Source organism: Aeromonas sp. s10, assembly GCF_040907975.1.
GTDB classification, from domain to species: domain Bacteria; phylum Pseudomonadota; class Gammaproteobacteria; order Enterobacterales; family Aeromonadaceae; genus Aeromonas; species Aeromonas caviae.
Genome location: NZ_JBFOCV010000018.1, coordinates 17,514 through 41,055 on the forward strand (window position 1 = coordinate 17,514; position 23,542 = coordinate 41,055).

Genomic DNA, 23,542 nt, shown 5'->3' on the forward strand with positions numbered 1-23,542 from the left:
GGCGTGCTCCCCCGGAAATGACGACCGGGCGACACTTTTGGCATCCGGGGACGGATGGTCAGCCTGTCCCCGATGGATGTGTGTTAGGGTGGGCATTCAACGATCGCAGGAGCGCGTCATGAAGAAGCTCGAAATGAAAGATCTGACCGAGGCCGAGAAAGCCGAGATTGCCCTGCTGGTGCAAAAGGCCCAGGCCAATGCCGATCACACCCTGACCAACGGGGAGCGCAACAAGATCCGCGAGGCAGGACGCCAGAAGATCGCCGCCGATCGCGCCCAGGCCGCCAAGGCGGCATCCGCACTGGCGCGGGAGAAAGCCAAGGAGCGAGCCAGCGCCCAAGTGCTGCCTGACACCTTCAGCTGGTCCGATTCCGTCAGCAACAAATACCGTGGCAGACGGTAACGGCAGCATGAATGCACGCAGATGACGCTGCTGCATAAAAGGGGGCTGGCAGAGCGTCCTGTCATCCCCCTGAAAAGGGCAGCAGGAGGCGCCTGGCAGCTGATGCACACCCGGATAAAACGCCGATCCAGCCATCACTGACTGAAACGAATACCAAGATAAAGATTGCCATGACAGGGTGTGCGTGTTCTAATCGTTTTCGATGGTTCGGTAGTTCAGACCTGATTATGTTAGGCAGTCATCTTAAAGCAGTGATTTGTGCAGGCAGTTATCCCCGATAATTCTTGCCAGATAATTCTCCTTCTTTAGTGCTCCCCATACGTATTTCTGACGAAAAATCATGGATTGCCGCTCCGGTGGCGTTTCACTAATCACTACTCAAGGAAATTATCATGTCCAACAAAATGACTGGTACCGTAAAGTTCTTCAACGCTGAGAAAGGCTTCGGTTTCATCTCCCCGGCTGACGGCAGCAAAGACGTGTTCGTTCACTTCTCCGCCATCCAGTCCAACGGTTTCAAAACCCTGGAAGAAGGTCAGCGCGTTGAGTTCACCATCGAGCAAGGCCAGAAAGGCCCGGCTGCTGCCAACGTTACTGGCCTGTAATTCACGCCCGAGCCGCCTTCCGTTTATCGGCAGCGCCTCAGCAAGAATTGAAAAACCCGCTTCGGCGGGTTTTTTGTTGCCCGTTTCCGGGTGGCCGACCTGCTTCCCTAGCGCTACGGGCAGCAAAAAGGGCACCCTGGTGGTGCCCCATTTCCTGGTCAGGTTCCTTACAGGGGCAGGCTGATCCGCGCCTCCAGCCCCCCCTCCTGGCGATTGTGAAGGCTGAGCTCACCGCCGTGCTGGTGCACCAGGGTGCGGGCGATGGCGAGCCCCAGTCCCACGCTGCCAGACTCGGTGTTGCGGGCTTCATCCAGGCGCACGAAGGGCTTGAACACCTCCTCCAACTGACTCTCCGCAATCCCCGACCCCTGATCGCGAACCAGGATCAGCAACTCGCCGTCACCGCGCACCAACGAGACCTCGGCCCCCCCTGCGTACTTGATGGCGTTGCCGATGAGGTTTTGCAGCACCCGGCGCAGGGTGTTGGCCCGGCAGGCGTAAACCTGCTTGCCCTCGGCCAGGCAGGTGACGGGCTGGCCCATGTCGGCATAGTCGTCACACAGGCTCTCCAGCAGGCTGACCAGATCCAGCTCCCGGGTCGCCTCCTGCTGCCCCTCCTCCCGGGCAAAGCTCAGGGTCGCCGCCAGCATCTGCTCCATCTGCTGCAGGGTCTGCTGGAAGCGGTCCTTGTCTTCCCCGTCCGCCAAAAACTCGCTGCGCAGCCGCAGGCTGGTGATGGGGGTGCGCAGGTCGTGGGAGATGGCGGCCAGCATCCGGGTTCTGTCCTGCACGAAGCGATCGAGCCGGGTGTGCATCCGGTTGAAGGCCTGGATGGACTCGCGGATCTCGGTGGGCCCCTCCTCGCGCAGGGGCTCGATGTCCTCACCACGCCCCAGCCTGTCGGCGTTGGCCGCCAGTTGCTTGAGGGGACGGGTCGCCCGGCGGAACAGCCAGATCATCAGGCCGATCACCAGGCTCGCCACCAGCAGCAGGTTGAGGGTGGTCTGCCAGGACCAGCTCGCCGTCTCCTTGTCCACCAGGGAGCTGAACTGGAGCCAGCCGCCGTTGGGCAGTTCGATGGAGCCGTAGAGCCGCATGTCCTGGGGCGGCGGCATGCCGTTGCGATCCTTCATCATGCGGTTGTGGTGCTGCCAGGCCCGGCTGCGCTGGATGTCCTGCTTCAGCTCGGCGCTGATCTCCACCGCCAGGGAGGATGGATAGCCGAGCTTGGCCCGCACCAGCTTCTCGAAGCGGGGGCTGCGGTTGTCCGGCTGCAACGGCTCGTCGGCCAGACGCAGCAGCAGGGTCTCGCTGCGGCTTGCCTTGAGGATCTCGTGATAGAGGGAAGGAGGAGAGAGGGAGAGCAGGCGCACCACGGAGATGATGCGCTGCATGGCGTTGCGGCTGTTGACGTAACCGAGGGCCTCCTCCCTGTCCGAGCGGTAGATCTGGATACTGAGCAGCTGGATCAGTACCAGCCCCGCCAGGGCCACCAGCACTATCTGGCCGGTCAACCCCTTGGGCAGCAGCCTGGCGAAGACGCGCTTGATCATGTCGGCCTCACTCCTGGGTCACGTCGGCGGCGAACAGGTAACCGCCACCCCAGATGGTCTTGATGAGCTCGGGATTCTTGGGATCCCGCTCCAGCTTGCGCCGCAGCCGGCTCACCAAGGTATCGATGGCGCGATCGAAGGCCACCGCCTCCCGGCCACGGGCCAGATCCAGCAACTGATCCCGGCTCAGCACCCGCTGGGGCCGCTCCAGAAACACCTTGAGCAGATCGAACTCGGCGGTGGAGAGGCTCATCCCCACCCCCTCCTCGTCCACCAGCTCACGGCGATTGACGTCGAGCAGCCAGCGATCGAAGCGCAGATCCCGGGTCAGGGTCTCCGGCACGGGCAGGCTCTCCGCCTGGGTACGGCGCATCACCGCCTTGATGCGGGCCAGCAGCTCGCGCGGGTTGAACGGCTTGGAGAGGTAGTCGTCCGCCCCCATCTCCAGGCCGATGATGCGGTCCGTCTCCTCCCCCATGGCGGTAAGCATGATGATCGGCAGGCGGGATTTGACCCTGAGCTCGCGGCACAGGGTGAGGCCATCCTCCCCCGGCATCATCAGATCCAGCACCAGCAGGTCGAACTCCCGCTCATCCAGCAGCCGCTTCATCTCTTTACCATCGCGGGCGCAACTGACGCGCATGCCATGCTGCTCCAGAAAGCGCTTGAGCAGATCGCGGATCTCGCTGTGGTCATCGACCACCAGAATATGAGGGCTGCCTTGGTTCATCATCATCTCTCCGTTATCGGGCTGGGGCGATTATACGAAAATCAACCGGGCGGGTTGTGTCAAAGTGTGCCAGCATGCCCCTGTGCCACACTCTGCTACAAAATAGGCTTCTACTGGCAAATTTCAGACACTTCCACGGTGTTTACTGGATACCAAGGCGAAAGAGCCTCTACCCGTACACATCCGACAGGAGTTACCCATGAAAAAGCTGACCAAGACCCTGCTGACCGCCACCCTGATCCTCGGCCTGCCGCTGGGCGCCTATGCCGCCAGCGAGGCGGTCTCCACCGCGCAACCGACCCAGGCCACGGCGACCGGTTGCCCCATGGACGGTACCGGCATGATGGGCGGCAAGCATCATGGCGGCCGCCACGACAAGATGGCCCGCATGAAGAACATGACCCCGGAACAGATCCAGGCCCATCTGCAACAGCGCTACGACAAGATTGAAGATCCGGCCAAGAAGGCGGAGTTCGTGAAGAACCTTGGTCTGCGTGCCGACGGCATGATCAAGCATGCAGAGGTGATGAAGCAGTTCGCAGAAGCAAATCAGTAAGTCGAAGTGATGAAGCAGTTCGCAGAAGCAAACCAGTAAATCGAAGTAATGAAGCCGTTTGCCGAAGCAGACCAGTAAGTCGAGGTGATGAAGCAGTTCGCATAAGCAAACCAGTAAGTCGACGTAATGAAGCGGTTTGCCGAAGCAGACCCGTGATCCGGCGGGGCCCTGCCCCGACACCGGCGAAAACGACAGGGTGGCGCAAGCCACCCTTTTTTTGTCTCCACCCCCCAGTTTTTTCACCTTTTCCTGCCTGCCCACGTCATGTTATGTGAGCGATAACAAACGTTTCACTTTCGAAATAAATCATAATGGCCCTTCACACAACAGACGCGGGCACGATCCCGGACACAGTGGACAGGAGTCGTTATGGGATGGAATCTGGGCACAATCAAGGGGCGCTATACCGCCGTTTTTCTGGGCTTCATGGCGCTGGTGTGCGCCCTGACGGTGATCGGCATCCAGATCTGGATCACCCCCGCCCTGCAAAAAGCGGGGGAGGAGAACGTGGCGCTGCGGGTCGGCGAGATAGCGACCGATATCCGTGACCAGCTCAACGGGGTGCAGACCCAGTCGCGCAGCATCACCCAGCTGGTGGCACAACTGCCGAGCGAGCAGATAGATGCCCAGCTCCCGGCCCTCATCGACCAGTACGGCAACGGCATGGTCTTCGGTGGCGGCATCTGGCCCCTGCCGGACAAGCGGGAGGCGGGGCGCGCCAAGTTCAGCACCTTCTTCCACCGGGATGCGTCCAACGCCCTCATTCCCAACACCTACTGGAACTCGGCAGAGGCGCCCAACTATTTCGATCAGCCCTGGCACAAGGCCGGTCAGCAGGCGCCCCGTGGCGTCTGTGCCTGGGCCGCCGCCTACAAGGATGGCGCGAGCCAGCAGCCGAGAACCAACTGCGCCATGGGGATCTACCAGGATGGCGCCCTCTACGGGGTGTCGACCATAGACGTCACCCTGGGCTTCTTCAACGATCTGGTGGCCAAGAAAGAGCAGGAGATCGGCGGTCAGGTGATGATCATCGAGGCTGACGGCAAGATCCTGAGCCGCAACGCCCGTCTGACCGGGGATGTGGTGCTCGGCAACCTCTCCGCCCACGCCGACTATCCCTTCGCCCTCGCCATCAGCGGCCTGCTGGGCCAGGATGCGAGCAAGGGGCAGCTGCGCACCACCTTCCAGGATCAGGGTGAAGAACAGACCCTGCTGATGGAGGCCATCGAAGGGACCCCCTGGCTGCTGGCCGCCGCCCTGCCGACCCGCACCCTGACCCAGGACAGCCGGGATGTGCTCGCCACCCTGGCGAGCATCCAGCTCCCCCTGGCGGGGCTGCTGTTCGTGCTCATGGTGCTGGCCATCAGCCAGCTTGGCAGCCGCCTGCAGACCCTCAAGCTCAACATCGACGCCCTCAGCGCCGGCGACGCCGATCTGACCGCCCGCATCCAGGTCAAAGGGCATGACGAGCTGGACAACATCGCCCTGTCGGTCAACCGCTTCATCGCCTTCCTGCAACAGATGATGGTGCAGGTGACCGCCGCCACCGACCTCATCACCCGCGAGCTGGCCCAGCTCGATCAACAGACCGGGCAGGCTAGGCGGATCCTGGGAGAACACGCCAGCGAAACCGATCAGGTCGTCACCGCCCTCAACGAACTCAGCTCCACCGCCGACAGCGTTGCCCGCCACGCCAACGACTCCGCCAGCTTCACCGAGGCCGCCAACGGTCAGGCGGCCAGCTCCCGCAAGGTGGTGGGGTCAGCCTCCGCCAGCGTGGTGGCCCTCATCGACGAGGTGGATCTCGCCGCCGCCAAGGTGCTGGAGATGCAGGAAGATGCCCAGCAGATCGGCAGCGTACTCGGGGTGATCGGCGGCATTGCCGCCCAGACCAACCTGCTGGCGCTCAACGCCGCCATCGAGGCGGCCCGGGCCGGTGAACAGGGCCGGGGCTTCGCGGTGGTGGCCGACGAGGTGCGTGCCCTCGCGGCACGCACCCAGAACAGCACCGCCGAAGTGGGCAGCATGTTGTCACGGCTCACCCAGGGGGTCGCCGAGGCCGTGGTCGCCATGGAGCAGACCAAGCGCAGTTGCCAGGCGGCGGCCGACACCACGGGGCAGGTCACCGGCGGCCTCGACACCATGGCCGACGCCGTGGTGCAGATCCACGATCTCAGCAGCCAGATCGCCACCGCTGCCGAGGAGCAGAGCCGGGTGACCGAGGAGATCAACCGCAACATGGTGAGCATTCGCGACATGCTGAACCTCCTGGTGGAGAACGGCGGCAACACGGAGCAGAGCGCCGCCACCCTGCTGGGGTCCAACCGCCAGTTGCTGGCACTGGTGCACCGCTTCAAGGTGTGAGCCTGAACGCCAGGCAGCAAAAAGGGGCCCGCGGGCCCCTTTTTCATTCACTTTGCCAGGACTCAGGCCTTGTTGGCCAGGTTCAGGGTCTTCACGGTCTCGCCTTCGAACTTGATGACCACGTTCTTCTGGGCCACTTCGGAGTCTTTCAGCAGGGACTTGGTGGTCTCGGCCAGCAGCGGGGAGGCCTTGTTCAGAGCGTCCAGGTCATAGGTCCACACTTCCAGACCGGCGTCGGTCTTGGTGCTGGCCGGGGCGCCCAGCTTGTCCTTGATGGCCTGCTTGTTGGAGCCGCCTTCCTTGATGTCCAGGGCCTTCTTGATCGCTTCGTTGGAAGCGGTGTCCATGGCGTTGCCAGCCATCTCTTTGGCGGTGCTGGTGACGCTGCTGGTCACGGTGTCGGTCAGGGAATCCATCAGGCCGGCGTGGGCAACCAGAGGCAGGGCGGTCAGGGCAATCAGCAAGGACTTTTTCATGAAGATACATCTCGCAAGAATGAAAAGAGCGCGCATGAAACCAGCGGGATGAATTGGAGTCAAGAAAATCCCTTGGTCAAGCCGTATTCGGGGGGGAAAAGCCCCGTAGCGGCTCCGACCAGTGCCCTTATCAGCCGCTGAGCTGGTCCTTGCCCGCCAGCTTGGCCCGGTAGAGCGCCCTGTCGACCCGTGCCATCAGGTGGGACACCTGCTCGTCGGGGTCGGACTCCACCAACCCGAAACTCAAGGTCACGGGCTCGATCCCCTTGACCCTGGCATGGCTCAGGCGCTGCCTCAGCTTTTCGGCCACCACCCGGGCGTCGGGCAACCGGGTATTGGGAAGCACCAGCATGAACTCGTCACCCCCCCAGCGGGCCAGCAGATCGATCTCGCGGATGCAGCCCCGGGTCAGCTGCACGATATCGATCAGGGTCTGGTCCCCCACCCCGTGGCCATGGCGATCGTTGATCTGCTTGAAGTCGTCCACGTCCATGGCGATCACGGCAAAGGGCTCCTTGAAGCGCTTGGCGCGCTCATGCTCCAGCCGCACCGCCTGCTCCAGCCGATAGCGGCTGGCCGCGCCGGTCAGGGAATCCGTCTCCGCCAGGCGGCGGTTCTCCTCCACCTGAAACTGCAATGCCTGGTTGAGCCGCTCCAGTTCGGCGGTACGCTGCGCCACCTGCTGCTCCAGGGTGCGGTTTTGCAGCTCCAGCCTGGCGTAGAGTTCCCGCTGGGCGTGGATGTTGCGGTGTGCCCCCACCATCCTGGCGACACTGCCGTCGGGGTTGCGTGCGACGATGCGGCCGCAATCCGCCACCCAGAGGTAGTCACCGTTACGGCAACGGCAGCGGTATTCGGCCCGGTAGTCCGCCGCCCGCCCGCTCAGGCAGGCATCGAAGCTCTCCATGACCTGCGCCAGATCGTCCGGGTGGATCAGGTTCTCCCAGGTGAAGACGGTGTTGTCGAGGGAGTGGGGCTCATACCCCAGCATCTGATACCAGCCGGGATAGCGATGGACATAGCCGGTGTTGGCATTCCAGTCCCAGAGACCGTCGCTCACGACCTCCAGCATGCCGCTCATCACGGCCTCGTCGAGGGCCGGTAGCCTTGTCATCTCATTGTCATGCAGCATGAAAACCTTCCTTGTTCTGCTACTCGGCGCCACGGATCCGCTTGTTGACCTGGCGGGAAAACCGGGCCTGCCGGTCGAGCCTTCAAGGGGGCGACTGGCCTCGACACCCCGTCATGACGGGTTATCGGCCAGGTTGCCCTCTTGTTGAACAACAGTAGCAGCCCGCACACTTTCGAGTCTTGCGCGCCGTCACGCTCCCTTCCGTTCTTCTGCCGGCCAGATTGCACCACGGCGGTGCACACCTTTGGCGCAGCCCTGCCCATATTGGGCAAGCCTCGCTGACCAGGGCTGCGATTAATAAGTAAGTGCATGAATAAAAAGAAAAATACTTTTTTGGCGCAATATTTGCCTTTATCTGGGTGAACCACAAGGATTGGGGATATTGCATGAAATTAATCACCGCCATCATCAAGCCGTTCAAACTCGACGACGTGCGCGAAGCCATCGCCAACCTCGGCGTCGAGGGGCTGACGGTTTCCGAGGTCAAGGGGTTTGGCCGCCAGAAGGGGCACACCGAGCTGTACCGGGGTGCCGAATACCAGGTGGATTTCCTGCCCAAGGTAAAGCTGGAGATAGCCACCCTGGCCGACAACGTCGAGCAGATCATCGAAGCCATCAGCAAGGCCGCCCACACCGGCAAGATAGGTGACGGCAAGATCTTCGTTTATGACCTGCAGGCCGCCGTGCGCATCCGCACCGGCGAGACCGACGCAGACGCCCTTTGATACGACTGGAACTGAGGAATACGACATGGAAGAGTTGATCACATCCGTCAGCGAGCTGCGCTATGCACTCGACACCTTCTACCTGCTGATCTCCGGCGTGCTGGTCATGTGGATGGCCGCCGGGTTCGCCATGCTCGAAGCCGGCCTGGTCCGTGCCAAAAACACCACCGAGATCCTGACCAAGAACATCCTGCTCTATGCCATCGCCTGCATCATGTTCCTGCTGGTCGGCTACAACATCATGTACGTGGACAACAGCGCTGGCGGCTGGCTGCCGAGCTTTGGCAGCCTGATGGGCAGCCAGGCGGACGACGCGGGCCACTCCCTGCACTCCGACTTCTTCTTCCAGGTGGTGTTCGTCGCCACCGCCACCTCCATCATCTCAGGTGCGGTGGCAGAGCGGATGAAGCTCTGGTCCTTCCTGCTGTTCTGCGTGGTGATGACCGGCTTCATCTACCCCGTGGAAGGCTACTGGAGCTGGGGCGGCGGCTTCCTGAAGGAGGCGGGCTTCTCCGACTTCGCAGGCTCCGGCATCGTCCACATGGCGGGCGCTGCCGCTGCCCTGGCCGCCGTGCTGCTGCTCGGCCCCCGTCGCGGCAAATATGGCAAGCAAGGGGAGATCTACCCCATCCCCGGCTCCAACCTGCCGCTCGCGACCCTGGGCACCCTGATCCTCTGGATGGGCTGGTTCGGCTTCAACGGTGGCTCCCAACTGGCGCTCTCCAGCGCCGCTGATGCCACCGCCATCGGCACCGTGTTCGTCAACACCAACGCCGCCGCGGCCGCCGGTGTGGTCGGCGCCCTGCTGGTCAGCAAGCTCACCTGGGGCAAGGCGGATCTCACCATGATCCTCAACGGCGCCCTCGGCGGTCTGGTCGCCATCACCGCCGACCCGGCCTCCCCCAGCCCGCTGTTCGCCAGCCTGATCGGCGCCCTGGCCGGCGCCCTGGTGGTCTACGCCATCGTCGCCTTCGATCGCCTGAAGATCGATGATCCGGTCGGCGCCATCTCGGTACACGGCGTCTGCGGCCTGTTCGGCCTGATGGTGGTGCCCTTCTCCAACACGAGCGCCACCTTCGGTACCCAGTTGCTGGGTGCTGCCACCATCTTCGGCTGGGTCTTTGTCGTCTCCCTCGTGGTCTGGAGCCTGCTCAAGGCCACCATGGGCCTGCGGGTCAGCGAAGAGGAAGAGATGATGGGTGTGGATGTCCACGAGTGCGGCATCGATGCCTACCCCGAGTTCGTCAGCGTCAAATCCAGCATCTAAGCACGCCATCTGCTTGCGGGGCCCGGGGGACACCTCGGGCCCCGTTTTTTTGGGCGCCCTCAGCGCCCCTTGAAGGCGGGGTGATGCAATCGGCGATAGTGACTGGGCGCCAGCCCATGCTGGCGCTTGAAGGCGGTGGAGAAGTGGTATTCGTTCTTGAAGCCGCACTGCTCGGCCAACTGCTTCACCGGGTCGGCCCGGCTCGCCAGCAAGAGCGCCGCCCGCTGCAACCGCAACCGTTGCAGCAGCGCCATGGGCGCCAGCGCGAAATGCTGCTGACAGAGTCGATGGAGCTGACGCTCGGAGAAGTGCAGGGCGCCGGCCATGCGGGCTATGTCCCAAGGCTCGGTCAGCGCCTCTTTGAGCAGCAATTCGAGGCGCAGCGCCAGCCGCTCGCCGCGGCTCTGTCCCTCTCCCTTTTGCAGCAGGCGGCGCAGGTAGAAACCGAGCTGCTCCACCAGCAGAGCGCTGAGCAGCGGGTCCTGATGGCGCTCCTGCTCCGCATAGAGGTTCTCGATCGTGCGCAGCAGGGTGGCCTGCTGGGAGGTGCAGCCGAGCCGGGGGTGGCTGGCGAAGGCATCCCAGGGGGAATCCTTGTGCAACAGCAGCCACACCAGCTCCCACTCACCACCCTTATTCACCTGCTGGTTCAACGTCTCATTAAGCTGCTCACTCAACTGCTCACTAAGCTGGTAGCAGAGCGGCTCCCCGGCCGGGATCAGCGCCCACTCCCCGACCTGCAACCGCTCGAAGCGATCGCCGATCAGCACCTCTCCCTCGCCCCCCAGAGTCAGCAGAAAACAGTGCACATCGGCAAAGCGGCGGGAAATGCGATAACGGGTCTTGAGACGGGAATAGCCCGCCAGCCATACCTGCTCCTGTGCGAGGGCCGGCAGCAGGCTGTCGCAGCAGATCTGCTCGCGGCAGTCGAGGGAAACGTCAATGACTTCAAGATTGGCAGTTTCAGACATCATCAGGACGGGCTCAGCCATGTCGAAGGGACAGGCCACAGCATAGCATCAAGGGCATCGAGTCACAGGAGACCAGCCATGCACATCCATCACGTCGCCATCTGGACGCAGGATCTGGAGGCACTCAAGGCATTCTACTGCTCCCTGTTTGGCGGGCAGGCCAATGAGCGCTACCACAACCCGAGCAAACAATTCAGCTCCTACTTCGTGCGCTTCGAGGGAGGCGCCAGCCTGGAGCTGATGCACACCCCCATCCTGTTCCCGGCAGATCTCCATCTGCCGCACCCGTTGCAGGGGCTGGCCCATCTCGCCTTCTCCCTCGGCAGTGTGGATGCGGTGGACCAGATGACAGCCCGCCTCAAGCTGCTCAAGGGCGCCGAGGTGAAACACCTGGACGGCCCCCGCTGGACCGGCGACGGCTATTACGAGAGCACCTTCCTCGATCCCGAAGGCAATCGGCTGGAGCTGACTATCTAACCCAAGGGGACGGTTCGAGTGATGCCACTCTGCCAAGTAGCCGGTGAGCCATCTGCTTTGCCCCCTCCCCTTTTCAAGGGGAAGGTAGGGGTATGCCGTGCCGATTGACGGATGGGGCCATGACCCCCTCCCCACCTCCCCCTTGGCAGGGGGAGGAGCAAGCAAGCGCCCCTGGCTGGACGGATCAAATAATCGAGGTGGCAGCCACGTAGGTTCGATTAGCGAAGCGTAATCGGACAGCGGTAACGGCATTGCTCCCTTCTCCCGTTGATTAAAAAAGGAGGAGAAGAGCTGGAGATAAGGGGCAGGAAAAAGAGAGTTCGCGGTAAACGTTGGGCTTCGCTGCGCTCAGCCACAACCTACAAAAGCGGTAGGTTGGTGCTGAACCTGCGAAGCCCAACATAAGAGGTATAATCAAACCTCAAATTTTAATATAAATATACAATAGTAATGAATGGCCTTTATCATATGATTTATATTGTGCACTTCCCTAAATAACATCAGTATTTTTCGCATAAACTCCAAGAAATATATTTCATCAAATTCCTTTCTCTCTAAACCCTCTTTTTTAGGATAAATTTTTATAAGCTGTGTAGACTCTGTATACTCATACTTGTAATGCGCAATGCCATTTCTTAATCGACTGTCGACCGCTTCAATATTAACCATATAAAATGAATCATCTAAAGCTGCTAATTTGTTACCAAAATCAACGTCAGCAAACCTATCCAAAGATGAATAACCCCGAATAACTTCTTTCTTCTTGTTTAGCCTAACTTCATCACTAAACATGTTGTGATCGCCACGTTTTATTAAATTATTTATTCCAGCAACCAATGTAAGCTGACGCGAAAACACCTCAGCTAGATCCTTGTATATATTATTGCAAGTATCAAAGTCTGCACTCGAAACTCTTGCTGGCGTCAATCCAATATCATAACTGTCTATATAATCATAATATAGTGTAGGTCGTAACGGTAAATCTAAAGAAATCATCTTTGGATATAGTTTCAAACAATCATGATGCAGATTCTTCAAGAATGATTTATTAATTAACTCACTAATAAAATCACGTATTTTATCGTGTTCTGTCTCATCAAGATATTTAAGTAAGCTTGGAAATTCCGTGCTTAATTCTTTATTATGCTCATGTATCGTGAATGGTGACGACATAATCGATGTAGCTGAATACAGTGCTGCAAGTACGTCTTCTTTTTTATGTGTTCTTAATTTTACGTTTGGTATATCTATCGCGTTGCAAGCACGCTCAAAGCCTTGTATATCATTTCTAATATATTGAGTTATTAATCTTCTAAGGTCATTTTCTTTTTTATATAGTGTATTAAGAGTATTTAGACACAGACTTAAATCCCCCAAAGCCTCACGCCCAATCCTTTCCAAAACTTTAAAGAAAGTGGTCTCACCTAATTTGTAGATACCAAAATCGACGGGGAAATCAAGGTGTAAATCTATAAATGGATATTCACCTTTAAAAGGCCCATCGAAATTAAGAATCTCTTCAGCCCCCTCTAGACTTCCTGCCCCCGAACCAAGAACAAATGTAATTCGTTCCTCACAATTAGGACAAGCAAACTGGAATGGCTGAACATCTCTATTTGACATGCCAATTCTACAGTCAATAATTTCACCGCAAATATTACATTTAAACCTCTTGCCGATGTTCATTATAAATCCCCTTACAGAATGATCTGTAATTTCGTTCCTATACAAATATTTATACCAGCATTCCATTGCATCACGTTTGTAGGTTTAATTAGCCAGATCTCATCAAACACCGGTAAATCCCTTTACCGCCCCCCAATTCATCACTCCCCCAACCTCTCCGCCAACCCTGAATACCGCTCGGTCTTTTTCCGCACCGCCTGTGCCAGCAGGGCGCGATCGCCATAGAGATCAAGGCGCACCTTGGCGCGGGTGATGCCGGTATACACCAGCTCGCGGGTCAGCAGCGGGCTGGGGCTGTCGGGCAGCACCAGCACCGTATGGGCAAACTCCGAGCCCTGGGATTTGTGGATGGTCATGGCGTAGACGGTCTCATGAGGGGGCAACCGGCTGGGCAACAGCGCCCGCAGGGTGCCGTCCGGCTGCTCGAACCACACCTTGAGGCGGCCGGTGTCATCGGGCAGGCAGAGCCCCATGTCGCCGTTGTAGAGGCCGACCCCGTGGTCGTTGCGCACCACCATCACGGGGCGGCCCGCATACCAGTCGCCGTCGCGGGCGATCAGCCCCGCCTTGGCGAGGGCCAGTTCGAGCCGCTCGTTGAGCCCCGTCACCCCGAAGGGGCCGTCCCGCAGGGCGCAGAGGATCTGGAAGCCGTTGAACGCCTTGAACACCGCCGCCGGATCCTCGCCGGCCCGGGCCGCCTTGAGGTAGCTGCCATAACCGGCCACCCCCTCTGCGATCAAGGCGTTGTAAGCCTCCCCCGCCCAGGGGTGCAGGCGGATGTCGCCAAATCCTGCGCCCCAGACCGCTTCCACCGCCGCCCCGTCGCCGCTGTTGCAGGCTCGCGCCAACTGGCCGATGCCCGAATGCTGGTCAAAGCGCCAGCTCTTGGAGAGCAAACAGAGGCTGTCGCGCACGCTGGCCCCCGCCGGCGTGCCTTGCAGGCGATAGCCGGTCTGGCGGGAGAGCCAATCCGCCTGCGCGGGGCTGATGCCCTGTTCGATAAAGCTGCAGATATCCCCGAGCACGGCCCCCGCCTCCACCGAGGCGAGCTGATCCTTGTCGCCGAGCAGGATGAGGCGGGCGTGGCGGGGCAGCGCGTCCAGCAGGCGCGCCATCATGGGCAGGTCCACCATGGAGGCCTCGTCCACCACCAGCAGATCGAGGTGCAGCGGGTTGCCTCTGTGATGGCGGAACTGGCTGCGCCCGGGGATCACCCCGAGCAGCCGATGCAGGGTGCCCGCCTCGGTGGGGATGGCCTCCACCCACTCGGGGGGCAGATCCAGGGCCTGCAGGGCAGAACCGATACTCTCGGTGAGGCGCGCCGCCGCCTTGCCGGTGGGGGCCACCAGCCGGATCGCCGGGGCCTTGCCCGATTGCAACCCGGTCTCCACCAGGATGGCGAGCAGCTTGGCCACCGTCGTGGTCTTGCCGGTGCCGGGGCCGCCTGAGATCACCGCGAAGGGGCGCGCCGCCGCGGTGGCCGCCGCCAGCTTCTGACCGTTGCAGCAGAGCGCCTCGGGCACCAGGGTATCCAGCCGCTCCAGCTCGCTGGCCGCCTGGGCGCTTTTTAGCAGGGTCTCCACGGCGGGCCACTCCACCTCATGGGGGAAGACCAGATCCAGGTACTTCTCCACAAAGTGGCGGACGGAGAAATCCGGTGCGAGGCGGGCCTTGAGCAGGGCCCCGAACACCAGGCCGTAGTCGCGGGCAAAGAGGCGTGACAGGGCCGGGGCAATCTCCGGCCATTCGGCCCGTTCACTCAAGGTGCTAAGGTGGCGGGCCACCCCCAGCTCAAAGTCGTGGTAGCGGGTGAGGTAGAGGCGATCCCCCCAGAGTCGCAGGGGCCAGCGGGGGATCTCCCCCTCCTCCTGTTCGCTCCCCACCAGGGGGCTGGCCGCAAAGAGGGCGGGCCAGCTTGCAGGATCCGCGAGATCCGCCAGCAGATCCCGGCTCTGATCCGGATCCAGCCCGAAGGGACGCGAGGATCCCTGCCCGTCACCGCCCTGAGCGAGCATCGCCAGCGGCAGGCAGACATGGCCGCGCCCCAGCTCATGGCAGGCGAGCGCGGCCCCCAGCACCAGCTCGGGGCTGCCGCCAAGGTCGGCCACCAGCCTGGCAAATTGCAGGTCAAGCTGGCGGATGCGCCCCGCCAGCGCCAAGGCTTTCAGCCGCTCTATCATGGTTTCGCCCTTCATCTCGCCCCTCATGCCTCTGCCTTGTTCGATTTCTCTAAACGATGATCGTCAGATGTCACACCTTTACTAAACAACTCGTCCAGCCCCAGCACCAGTTCCCGGCTGGGCCTGGCATGGAAAATGCCCCCCTGGGGCATGCCGCGCAGGAAGAGATAGAAGACCCCGCCAAAATGCCGGTCGAAATCGTAGCCCGGCAGCCGCAAGGCGAGCAGCCGATGCAGGGCCAGCGAATAGAGCTGGTATTGCAGATCGTAGCGATGCTCGACCATGGCCCGCTCCAGGGCCGGGCGGCCGTAATCGGCGGGGCTCATGCCAAGGTGGTTCGATTTGTAGTCGAGCAGATACCAGCGCCCCTGCCACTCGAACACCAGGTCGATGAAGCCCTTGAGCATCCCCTGCACGGTGGCAAAACCGAGCGGCTTGCCGTCCCGCGACAGGGGGTCGTGCTGCTGGCAGAGTGCGGTCAGCGCCGGTGCCGTCACCCGCCCCATGGGCAGGAAGAACTCCAGCTCCACCTGTTTGCGCTCGGGGGCCAGATCCCGCAGCCGCACCGGGTCCCCAAGGCCGGTCTCAAGGGGGGTATCCAGCACCGCCTCCACCTGCTGTTGCAGCACGGGGGCCCAGCCTTCGTCGAACCCCTCCTGGGTCAGCAGGGCGGCGATGTGCTGTGCCAGCGACTCGCCCTTCGCGTGCTCGAAGTCGATGGTCTCGAACAGGCTGTGGAGCAGGGTGCCGGGACGCGCCCCCTTGGGGAAGGTGAAGATGGAAGGGGCGGGCGCCTCCTCTTCCTGCACGGTGACGGCAGCCTCGGTGGCCACCTCGTCGTCGAAGCCGGGGTTGGCCAGCACCCCCTTGCCGTGGCCGTTGCCCTGGGCCGCGAGCCCGGAGTAGGAGCTGATCCACCAGTCCCGCTCAAGCTGCCCCTGGAACGCGCGCACGCTGGGCTCCCCCGGCGTCTCCGCTTCGGCGGGCAGCGGGGCCGGGCGGGTGAGCGAGGGCTCACCGACGGCCACCCCCGGCAGGGCCTGGGCCAGGTCGGTGAGGGCGGTCGCCAGTGTCCCGGCGTCCCCCTCCTCCCCCTTTTGCAGCAGGTAGCCGATGGCGGTGCGGTGCAGGTCGGTCTTCTCCGACTTGCCCGCCCCGGAGCGCACCGGCGCCAGCCCCAGCCAGGTGGCATAGACCCCCCGGGTCAGGGCCACGTAGAGCAGGCGCAAGTCTTCGGCGAGGCGCTCCTTGTCGGCCTCGGCCAGGGACTCCTCGGCACCGGTGAGATCGAGCACGGTGCGATTGCCCGCCTCCCCCGTTTCGTGGAACAGGGGGGTGTCGGCGGCGCGGTGGCTGCAAATGAACGGCAGGAAGACCAGCGGGTACTCCAGCCCCTTGGATTTGTGGATGGTGACGATCTGCACCAGCTTGCGCTCGGACTCCAGGCGAAGTATCTGCTCCCCGTCCTGGCCGTTGGGCTGGCTCACCGCCTCCCCGAGCCAGCGCAGCAGGGCGTACTCCCCGTCCAGCTCGCCGCTCGCCTGTTGCAGTAGCTCGCCGAGATGGAGGAAGTTGGTCAGCCGCCGCTCCCCGTAGGGGCTCGCCAGCAAGGAGGCGGCGAGGTTGCGCCCGTGCATCAGGGCCCGCAGCATGGCCAGCACCCCGTGGCGATGCCAGACCGCGCGGTATCCCATGAACTCCTGCACCGCGCTTTCCCAGGCCCGCTCGTCCGAGGCCAGCGCGTCCAGGGCCCTGGCATCGAGATCGAACAGGCCGGTGGCGAGCGCCGCCCTAAGGCTTCGCTCATCGCTCGGGTTCTGGCAGGCGTGCAGGATCAGCAGGATCTCCCGCGCCTCCACCTGGGCCAGCACGCTCTCGCGGTTCGACAGATAGACGGAGGCGATGGCAAGGCGCGCCAGCTCCTGCTGCACCAGCTTGCCCTCGGCGCCGGTGCGCACCAGCACGGCGATATCCCCGGCCCTGACCGGCTCGCTGCCGAGCATCGCCTTGCCCTCCCGGGCCAGCGTGAGCAGGCGATGGATCTCCGCCGCCGTGGCGCGGGCCATCCTGCTCTGGTACTCCCCCTTGTTGAAGGTGGGCTGACCGGTGAGCTGCCAGCAGTGCAGCACGGGGGCGGTCTGCCCCTCGATCAGCAGTGCCCGGCTCTTGCCCTGCGCCTCCACCGGCAGGAAGGGGATGTCCGCCTCGTAGATGAAGGGATCCTTCGCCCGCTCGAACAGGCCGTTGACCGCCGCCACCAGGGCGCGGCTTGAGCGCCAGTTGCGCCCCAGGGTGTAGTGGGCGCTCACATTTCGCCGCGCCTGGATGTAGGTGAAGATGTCTGCGCCACGAAAGCCGTAGATGGCCTGCTTGGGGTCGCCGATCATCAGGAGCGCCGTGTCCTGGTGACCGCCGTAAAGGCGATGGAAGATGCGGTACTGCTGGGGGTCGGTATCCTGGAATTCATCGATCATGGCGACCCGGTAGGTGGCGCGGATGCGCTCGCACAGCCGCTCCCCCAGGCCCGAGCCGAGCGCCCCGTCGAGATCCCGCAGCAGATCGTCGAAGGAGAGCTGATGGGCCTGGCGCTTGCTCTCCTGCATCCGGTTGCGCACCACCACCGCCGCCCGTTGCAGGATCAGATCCCGAATGCCGGGACGGCTCGCCAGCAGGGCGTCTATCTCGCCAAAGAGCGGCAGGGTGGGCACCGTTCCCCCCTTCTTGAGGTTCTCCTCCAGCGCCTGCTGGCCGAAGCGCTCCAGCTCCTTGGGCAGGACGTAGCCGCTGGTCTCGTCCTGCGCCCAGTCGCCAATCTTGGCAAGCCACCCCTCGTAGTTCTTGCCGGTGTAACGGCTGATCTGCCCCTCGGTCTGGCGGCGGATCTCGTCCGTCTGCGCCAGCCACCCGGCTTTCACCGCCCCGATGCGGGCCATGGCGACACTGTGCCGTGCCGCCAGGGTCTCGTCCCCCGCCACCGGGCGGATCTCCAGCTCGTCGTTGTCGAGCCAGCTCCCCATCTCCCGCAGCAGGGCGGCGGGGCTCGGCCAGAGCCTTCGCACCGCCCGGGCCAGGGGCTGATCCACCGGATAGAACTCGGCGCGCCAGTAGTCACTCACCGCCTGCAGCCGGAGCCGGCTGTCGTCGGTCAAAAATTCGGTTTCAAAGAGGGCGCCCGACTCGAAGGCGTTCTGCCTGAGCATCCGCTGGCAGAAGCCGTGGATGGTGAAGACCGCCGCCTCGTCCATCTGCCGCTCTGCGGCCAGCAGGCGACGGGCCGCCAGGTCGTGATCCTCCACCTCCTTGAGCAGACCAGCTAACAATGGGTCTTTGTCTTCATCGACGACCTTACCGCGCATAAAGGCGAGGCGCGCCTCGTGGATGCGGGCGCGGATCCGCCCCCTCAGTTCGGCGGTGGCCGCCTCGGTAAAGGTCACCACCAGGATCTCGGTCACCGACAGGGGCCGCTCGTGGGCACAGGGCTGACCGGCGTCTCCCCCCTCCTCGCCTGCTTGTTCGATAACCGGGCCGTGGCCCAGCAAGAGGCGCAGATAGAGGCCCGCGATGGTATAGGTCTTGCCGGTCCCGGCGGAGGCCTCGATCAGCCGCTCGCCATAGAGGGGAAAACGCAGGGGATTGAGCGGGTTAGCCATTATTGCAACTCCTCCAGCGCCTGATGGAGCGGGGTCAGGTGTTCACGGGCCAGCCCCTGCAACTGGGCCAGCACCTCGTCATCAAGTTCCGGGAAGCAGCGGGCGACATAGACGTCCTGCCCCTCTCCCGTCACCATGTAGCCGCCGTTGAAGCGGGCAAGCGCCGCCTTGTCGGCCTCCTCCGGCTTTGCCGGATCCTTCTCGATCGCCTTGAGCCACTCCCAGGCGGTGCTCGGGAAGAAGGGCAGCGGCCGCTTCATCCCCTGGGTCCAGAGGGCCACCAGGGCCGCCAACCTGGGCCGCGCCTCGTCCGCCGCAAGCCTTGGCAGCCGCAGACTCTGTTTGGCATCGAACAGCAGGGTGTCGCCGGGGGCGCTGCTCAATGAGAGGCAAAGGTGCTGGATCCAGGCCAGCAGCAAATCCTTGCCGTTGAAGCTGCCGGGTTTGACCACCAGCGCTCGTCCCTTCTGGGTGTCTATCCAGCCCTGAAGCTGCCCCTGGGCCAGGGCGATGTCGATCTCCACAGCCTGTTTGTCCCCCGTCCAGGGGCGCAGCCGCGCCGCCAGCTTGCCCATCTCGCCGTCGATCTCCTCCAGCAGCAGGCTGCCGAACCACCCTTGCGGTAACAGGCCGGAGAGTTGCAGCCGGTGGCGACGGGCCTCGCTCTCCCCTTCGGTCAGATGGGCATCCAGCAGCAGCGCCTTGAGCTGATAGTGCTGCAGGCCGTCCAGCTCGAAGGGCTCGCTGTCTTCGATGGTCGCCTCCTCCAGCTCGAACCACACCTTGAGGCGGCGGTTGAGGAAGTACCTGGCAGGCTGGCGATAGAAGCGCAGCAGCTCCGCCAGCTCCAGCCCCTGCTCCCTGCCCCACTCCGCGGGCAGGGGCAGATCGCCGCTCTGGAAGTTGGCGGCCCCCCGCTCGGGGCTCAGGGCCGGCAGCCAGTCGGCGGCATAGGTGAAGAGACCGGAGCCGGGTTCGGGGTAAAAGTAGGCCGGGCTGTAGGGGGTGAGGGGGTGCGCCACGATCAGGTGTTCGAGCAGCCGCTGGCCCGAGGTGTCGTCGTCGAGATCTTCATCCCCCGCCAGCACGAAGCCCTGGCGCACGTAGTCGATGAGCTCCGCCAGCAGCACAGAGGGTACCTTCTCGCTGTTGTCCTGGGCGCTGAACCCCTGATAGCTGATGTAGAGCCCCTGCTGGGCACTGAGGAGCGCCTCGAGGAAGAGGTAGCGGTCGTCATCCCGGCGGGATCGGTCCCCGCGCCGCGAGGCCACTGCCATCAGATCGAAGCCCATGGGGGGCAGGGTGCGCGGGTAGACGCCGTCGTTCATGCCGAGCAGGCAGACCTGGCGGAAGGGAATGGAGCGCATCGGCATCAGGGTGCAGAAGTTGACCTGACCGGCGAGGAAGCGCTGGCTGGAGCGGGACTCCCCCAACACGCTGCCGAGGTAGTCCTGCAAGAGGTCGGCACTGATGGCCTGCTCGAAGCGGGCCTCGCCGAGCTGGGCCTGCCAGTCGGTGAGCTGGCTGCGGATGAGCTGGAGCTGGCGCTCTTCATCCTCGTCGGCGAGATAGAAGCGCTCCAGCAGCGCCAGCAGGCAGGCGTGCCATTCGGCCAGCGGCTGTGCCTGTTGCAGCCGGGGCAGAAACTCCGCCAGGGAGTCGACGAACCAGGCGAGCTTGCCGAGGATCAGCCCCTGCTGCCCCTCGATGTCCGCATAGGGCAGGATCCCCGCCACCGGCTCCCCGTCCCCCATGGCAAAGCCCAACAGCATGCGCCGCAGGCCGAACAGCCAACTGTTGCCGGACAGACGCGGCAGCGCGAAGCGCTCGGGATAGTCGTCATCCAGTCCCCAGCGGATGCCGGTCTCCTGCACCCAGCGTCGCAGCACGTTGAACTCGTCGTCGTCCAGCTCGAAGCGGCGCAGCACGGCGGGCACCTCCAGGATGGCGAGCAGCTCCCCCGCTCCGAAGCGGGCGTTCGGCAGCCTGAGCAGGGCGAGGAAACTTTGCAGCAGCGGGCTCTCCTGGCTCGCCGCCCGATCGGAGATCGCAAAGGGGATCTGGCCGCGGGCCCCGCCCCGCCCCTTGCCGCCCTCCTTGCCAAAGACAGCCTGGATGTAGGGGCCGTAGCTGTTGACGTCCGGCATCATCACCACCACGTCTTTGGGGGTGAGGGTGGGATCCTGCTCGAACAGGGCCAGCAACCGGTCGTGCAGCACCTCGAGCTCCCGCATGGGGCCGTGGCAGGCGTGGATCTGCAAAGTGCCGTCATCCAGGCTGACAGGGCTCTTGTGGTGGCTAGCATCGAGACTGAACTCGCCAGCCCCCCGTTCCGCCAGCTCCAGCACGTCTTTCTGGATGGCCCGCAGCAAGGTGACCTTGCCCTCATCGTCGCGATCCTCGATGTCGACGAAGGCCTCGATCTGCGGCACCTCCAGCTCCATCAGCTGGTGCAGGTAGTCACGCCCCAGCTTGCCCATGGAGGCGAGCAACGGATTGGCGGGGCCCTGCAGGGTCTCGAGATCCGTGCCGGGCTTGAGCTTGTTTTCGAGGCGGGCCAGGGTCTTGCGATCGAGCAAGTCCCCCCAGTAGTAGCGGCAGGGGTTGGTCACAAACAGGTGTACCTCCACCTCGGGGCGGCTGCCGAGGGCCAGCAGGGCCTCCACGTAGCGGGGCGGCAGGGCCGAGATGCCGAACACGAAGACCCGTTGCGGCAGCCTGCCCGGCAGATCCCGGGTGCGCTCCAGCTCGTGGATGAAGGCCTCGTAGAGGTTGGCGCGGTGGTAGCCGCTGGGGCTGAGGGCCAGGGTGCGGGCCACCAGCTCGCGCCAGAGCTCGGGCTGCCAATCCTGACCGCTCACTCCGGCCAGCTCCTGGCTCAATCCTTCCCCCTCTTCCCAGCGGGCGATCCAGTCCGGCCGGTAGACCAGATACTGGTCGAACAGATCCGCCACCTTCTGGCAGAGCTGCCAGAGCCGCACCTGCTCCGGCGCCGCCCCGTCACTGCTCCCCAGATAGGCCGCGAGGGGCGCAAAGGCGGGTCTGCCGAGCAGAGTGGGCAGAATGGTCATCAGGTGCCAGCTCATGGCCCCCTTGTTGTAGGGGCTCTGGCGGGGCACGTCTGCCAGCACCCGGGTGAACATCTCCCAGATGAAACTCGCGGGCAGGGGAAAGTCGATGTTGGCGGCGATGCCGAACGCCTTGGCCAGCTCCAGCTTGAGCCACTGGGCCATGCCGGGACTCTGCACCAGGATCTGCTCCCGATCGAAGGGGTGGGAGAGCGGAGCCTGCCGGATGCGGCTCACCAGCAGCTCCTTGAGCAGATCCAGCTGATTGGAGTGGTAGAGGGTAAACATGGACGACTCCCGCCAATTTCATGAAGAGGGGGTGCGCGGGGGGACACTCTCTGGCATTCCCGTCACGGCACGCGAATCGGGATTGTCGGGGATCGGGGGATAAGATGCAAAAGGCACTTGTGGCGTCCGGACTGCGCGCCGTCACACCGATGACATCCCTGGGAAGCGGGCACAAAAAAGCCGGTGCAGGGCACCGGCCAAAAGGCGTTGGAAAACTTGAAACGTCAGGGTATTACCAGTGCTTGCCGAGGCGGGCATCCAGGCTGAAAGCCCCTGCACCGGCCGCCGCCAGGGCCAGGAAACCACCGGCCACGGAGACGTTCTTCATGAACATCAGCATCTGCATCTGCTCGGCAGGCTGATAGTGGAAGATGAAGGCGGCCATCAGGGTGAAACCGGCCAGCAGCACGGAGAGGCTGCGGGTAAACAGGCCCAGCATGATGGCAAGACCGCCACCCAGCTCCAGCAGGATCACCAGGGGCAGCATGAACCCGGGCACGCCCATGGCTTCCATGTAACCCTGGGTACCGGCGTAACCGCCGATCTTGCCCCAGCCAGCCATCACGAACATCAGCGCCAGCAGTACACGACCCACCAGCAGTGCCACATCTTTCATCTTGTCCATCGTCATATTCCTTTGCTTACCATCATGGTATTTACAGTGTAAAAGCTAATTGTTAACTCATTCATTTCGCCAAGATTTTTCTATCAAGGCAGGTCAAACAGCAGGGCTTCACTCCCCTTGGAGGCGGTGAGCACCCAGCTCGACTCGTCGCGGCTGAGCAGCCCGTCGCCGGGTCGGGCAGCCAGACCGTTGCCGGTCAGCTCCCCTGAAATCATGTGCAGGTAACCATGACGCCCTTGCAATGCCCACTCGAGGGTCTCCCCTTCGGCAAGCTGCAGCCGCCATACGCGGGCCTGCTGGCGGATCCTGAAGGATCCCGCCTCGCCGTCCGGTGACGCCACCAGCGTCATCCCGGGCTTGTTTTCAATCTTCTTCTGCTGATAACCCGGGGTCGTGCCGTGTTCATTCGGCTCGATCCAGATTTGCAGCAGGGAGAGCGGCTCGGTCTGCGAGGGGTTGTACTCGCTGTGCCGGATGCCGGACCCTGCGCTCATCAGCTGGAAATCCCCCGCCGGGATCTGCTCGGCGTGGCCGAGGCTGTCCTTGTGCTCTATGGTGCCTTGCAGCACGCAGGTGAGGATCTCCATGTTGGCGTGAGGGTGGGTCGCGAAACCGCCACCCGGCGCCACCCGATCCTGATTGATGACCCGCAGGGCAGAGTGTCCCATCCATTCCGGGTCATAGTAGTGACCGAAGGAGAAGCTGTGACGGGCATCCAGCCAGCCAAAGTTGGCCTTGCCCCGTGCTTCTGCGGCTCTCAATTTCATCATGGTGTGCTCCTCACTG

Annotated in this window: 18 protein-coding genes; 7 read left to right on the top strand and 11 right to left on the bottom strand. The window is 62.8% G+C overall.

The genetic code is table 11. The annotated features are described in order from the left end of the window. Nucleotides 1-118 precede the first annotated feature (118 nt). Nucleotides 119-403, top strand: coding sequence for a DUF3811 domain-containing protein (yjbD, locus tag AB5Y59_RS04910; protein ID WP_039040119.1), 285 nt, complete (start codon nucleotides 119-121; stop codon nucleotides 401-403). A gap of 392 nt (nucleotides 404-795) precedes the next feature. Continuing rightward, complete coding sequence (locus AB5Y59_RS04915; protein ID WP_042078672.1) at nucleotides 796-1,008, top strand: RNA chaperone/antiterminator CspA; 213 nt, start codon at nucleotides 796-798, stop codon at nucleotides 1,006-1,008. 167 nt (nucleotides 1,009-1,175) lie between these two features. Here the strand turns inward: AB5Y59_RS04915 and AB5Y59_RS04920 are convergent, their stop codons facing one another. Together AB5Y59_RS04920 and AB5Y59_RS04925 are read right to left on the bottom strand one after the other, a co-directional pair. Beyond that, nucleotides 1,176-2,561: an ATP-binding protein gene (locus AB5Y59_RS04920; protein ID WP_368211569.1), complete on the bottom strand. Its 1,386-nt coding sequence runs from the start codon at nucleotides 2,559-2,561 to the stop codon at nucleotides 1,176-1,178. A gap of 7 nt (nucleotides 2,562-2,568) precedes the next feature. Next, a complete protein-coding gene (locus AB5Y59_RS04925; RefSeq protein ID WP_010675899.1) occupies nucleotides 2,569-3,291 on the bottom strand; it encodes a response regulator in 723 nt (240 codons plus the stop codon). A gap of 199 nt (nucleotides 3,292-3,490) precedes the next feature. On the opposite strand from AB5Y59_RS04925, the gene AB5Y59_RS04930 reads away from it, so the two are divergent. Next, complete coding sequence (locus tag AB5Y59_RS04930; RefSeq protein ID WP_010675900.1) at nucleotides 3,491-3,847, top strand: hypothetical protein; 357 nt, start codon at nucleotides 3,491-3,493, stop codon at nucleotides 3,845-3,847. 369 nt (nucleotides 3,848-4,216) lie between these two features. Next, a complete protein-coding gene (locus tag AB5Y59_RS04935) occupies nucleotides 4,217-6,211 on the top strand; it encodes a methyl-accepting chemotaxis protein (RefSeq protein WP_039040120.1) in 1,995 nt (664 codons plus the stop codon). A gap of 62 nt (nucleotides 6,212-6,273) precedes the next feature. Here AB5Y59_RS04935 and AB5Y59_RS04940 read toward each other — a convergent pair whose 3' ends face one another. Further along, nucleotides 6,274-6,687 (bottom strand): hypothetical protein, encoded by a 414-nt coding sequence (locus tag AB5Y59_RS04940; protein WP_010675902.1) that lies wholly within the window; start codon nucleotides 6,685-6,687, stop codon nucleotides 6,274-6,276. A gap of 130 nt (nucleotides 6,688-6,817) precedes the next feature. Then, on the bottom strand, nucleotides 6,818-7,819 hold the full coding sequence (locus AB5Y59_RS04945) for a sensor domain-containing diguanylate cyclase (protein WP_039040121.1): 1,002 nt from the start codon (nucleotides 7,817-7,819) through the stop codon (nucleotides 6,818-6,820). Between the two features lie 386 nt (nucleotides 7,820-8,205). On the opposite strand from AB5Y59_RS04945, the gene glnK reads away from it, so the two are divergent. Beyond that, nucleotides 8,206-8,544, top strand: coding sequence for a P-II family nitrogen regulator (gene glnK, locus AB5Y59_RS04950; protein WP_010675904.1), 339 nt, complete (start codon nucleotides 8,206-8,208; stop codon nucleotides 8,542-8,544). 25 nt (nucleotides 8,545-8,569) lie between these two features. Continuing rightward, nucleotides 8,570-9,811 (top strand): ammonium transporter, encoded by a 1,242-nt coding sequence (locus tag AB5Y59_RS04955; RefSeq protein WP_368211570.1) that lies wholly within the window; start codon nucleotides 8,570-8,572, stop codon nucleotides 9,809-9,811. A 59-nt stretch (nucleotides 9,812-9,870) separates the two neighbouring features. Here the strand turns inward: AB5Y59_RS04955 and AB5Y59_RS04960 are convergent, their stop codons facing one another. After that, a complete protein-coding gene (locus tag AB5Y59_RS04960) occupies nucleotides 9,871-10,785 on the bottom strand; it encodes a helix-turn-helix transcriptional regulator (protein ID WP_069785367.1) in 915 nt (304 codons plus the stop codon). Nucleotides 10,786-10,860: 75 nt separating this feature from the next. Between AB5Y59_RS04960 and AB5Y59_RS04965 the strand changes: the two genes are divergently transcribed. After that, nucleotides 10,861-11,259: a VOC family protein gene (locus AB5Y59_RS04965; RefSeq protein ID WP_368211571.1), complete on the top strand. Its 399-nt coding sequence runs from the start codon at nucleotides 10,861-10,863 to the stop codon at nucleotides 11,257-11,259. A 414-nt stretch (nucleotides 11,260-11,673) separates the two neighbouring features. On the opposite strand, the gene AB5Y59_RS04970 is transcribed toward AB5Y59_RS04965, so the two are convergent. The 6 genes from AB5Y59_RS04970 to AB5Y59_RS04995 form a co-directional block, all read right to left on the bottom strand. Further along, complete coding sequence (locus AB5Y59_RS04970; protein ID WP_368211572.1) at nucleotides 11,674-12,945, bottom strand: hypothetical protein; 1,272 nt, start codon at nucleotides 12,943-12,945, stop codon at nucleotides 11,674-11,676. 140 nt (nucleotides 12,946-13,085) lie between these two features. Next, on the bottom strand, nucleotides 13,086-15,140 hold the full coding sequence (recD, locus tag AB5Y59_RS04975) for an exodeoxyribonuclease V subunit alpha (protein ID WP_368211573.1): 2,055 nt from the start codon (nucleotides 15,138-15,140) through the stop codon (nucleotides 13,086-13,088). 8 nt (nucleotides 15,141-15,148) lie between these two features. Continuing rightward, the gene (recB, locus tag AB5Y59_RS04980; RefSeq protein ID WP_368211574.1) at nucleotides 15,149-18,775 is read right to left on the bottom strand and encodes an exodeoxyribonuclease V subunit beta; all 3,627 of its coding nucleotides are present in this window, start codon (nucleotides 18,773-18,775) and stop codon (nucleotides 15,149-15,151) included. Continuing rightward, complete coding sequence (gene recC, locus AB5Y59_RS04985; RefSeq protein ID WP_368211575.1) at nucleotides 18,775-22,131, bottom strand: exodeoxyribonuclease V subunit gamma; 3,357 nt, start codon at nucleotides 22,129-22,131, stop codon at nucleotides 18,775-18,777. Before recC ends, recB begins: the two co-directional genes overlap by 1 nt. A 232-nt stretch (nucleotides 22,132-22,363) precedes the next feature. Beyond that, nucleotides 22,364-22,756 (bottom strand): DoxX family protein, encoded by a 393-nt coding sequence (locus AB5Y59_RS04990; RefSeq protein WP_010675909.1) that lies wholly within the window; start codon nucleotides 22,754-22,756, stop codon nucleotides 22,364-22,366. Nucleotides 22,757-22,839: 83 nt separating this feature from the next. Beyond that, complete coding sequence (locus tag AB5Y59_RS04995) at nucleotides 22,840-23,526, bottom strand: pirin family protein (RefSeq protein ID WP_104453210.1); 687 nt, start codon at nucleotides 23,524-23,526, stop codon at nucleotides 22,840-22,842. Nucleotides 23,527-23,542 lie beyond the last annotated feature (16 nt).

Coding starts and splice junctions, on each gene's coding strand:
- AB5Y59_RS04920 (WP_368211569.1), bottom strand. CDS start 2,561: ATGATCAAGCGCGTCTTCGCCAGGCTGCTGCCCAAGGGGTTGACCGGC.
- AB5Y59_RS04925 (WP_010675899.1), bottom strand. CDS start 3,291: ATGAACCAAGGCAGCCCTCATATTCTGGTGGTCGATGACCACAGCGAG.
- recD (WP_368211573.1), bottom strand. CDS start 15,140: ATGAAGGGCGAAACCATGATAGAGCGGCTGAAAGCCTTGGCGCTGGCG.
- AB5Y59_RS04930 (WP_010675900.1), top strand. CDS start 3,491: ATGAAAAAGCTGACCAAGACCCTGCTGACCGCCACCCTGATCCTCGGC.
- AB5Y59_RS04970 (WP_368211572.1), bottom strand. CDS start 12,945: ATGAACATCGGCAAGAGGTTTAAATGTAATATTTGCGGTGAAATTATT.
- AB5Y59_RS04960 (WP_069785367.1), bottom strand. CDS start 10,785: ATGATGTCTGAAACTGCCAATCTTGAAGTCATTGACGTTTCCCTCGAC.
- glnK (WP_010675904.1), top strand. CDS start 8,206: ATGAAATTAATCACCGCCATCATCAAGCCGTTCAAACTCGACGACGTG.
- AB5Y59_RS04990 (WP_010675909.1), bottom strand. CDS start 22,756: ATGGACAAGATGAAAGATGTGGCACTGCTGGTGGGTCGTGTACTGCTG.
- yjbD (WP_039040119.1), top strand. CDS start 119: ATGAAGAAGCTCGAAATGAAAGATCTGACCGAGGCCGAGAAAGCCGAG.
- AB5Y59_RS04955 (WP_368211570.1), top strand. CDS start 8,570: ATGGAAGAGTTGATCACATCCGTCAGCGAGCTGCGCTATGCACTCGAC.
- recC (WP_368211575.1), bottom strand. CDS start 22,131: ATGTTTACCCTCTACCACTCCAATCAGCTGGATCTGCTCAAGGAGCTG.
- recB (WP_368211574.1), bottom strand. CDS start 18,775: ATGGCTAACCCGCTCAATCCCCTGCGTTTTCCCCTCTATGGCGAGCGG.
- AB5Y59_RS04915 (WP_042078672.1), top strand. CDS start 796: ATGTCCAACAAAATGACTGGTACCGTAAAGTTCTTCAACGCTGAGAAA.
- AB5Y59_RS04935 (WP_039040120.1), top strand. CDS start 4,217: ATGGGATGGAATCTGGGCACAATCAAGGGGCGCTATACCGCCGTTTTT.
- AB5Y59_RS04945 (WP_039040121.1), bottom strand. CDS start 7,819: ATGCTGCATGACAATGAGATGACAAGGCTACCGGCCCTCGACGAGGCC.
- AB5Y59_RS04995 (WP_104453210.1), bottom strand. CDS start 23,526: ATGATGAAATTGAGAGCCGCAGAAGCACGGGGCAAGGCCAACTTTGGC.
- AB5Y59_RS04965 (WP_368211571.1), top strand. CDS start 10,861: ATGCACATCCATCACGTCGCCATCTGGACGCAGGATCTGGAGGCACTC.
- AB5Y59_RS04940 (WP_010675902.1), bottom strand. CDS start 6,687: ATGAAAAAGTCCTTGCTGATTGCCCTGACCGCCCTGCCTCTGGTTGCC.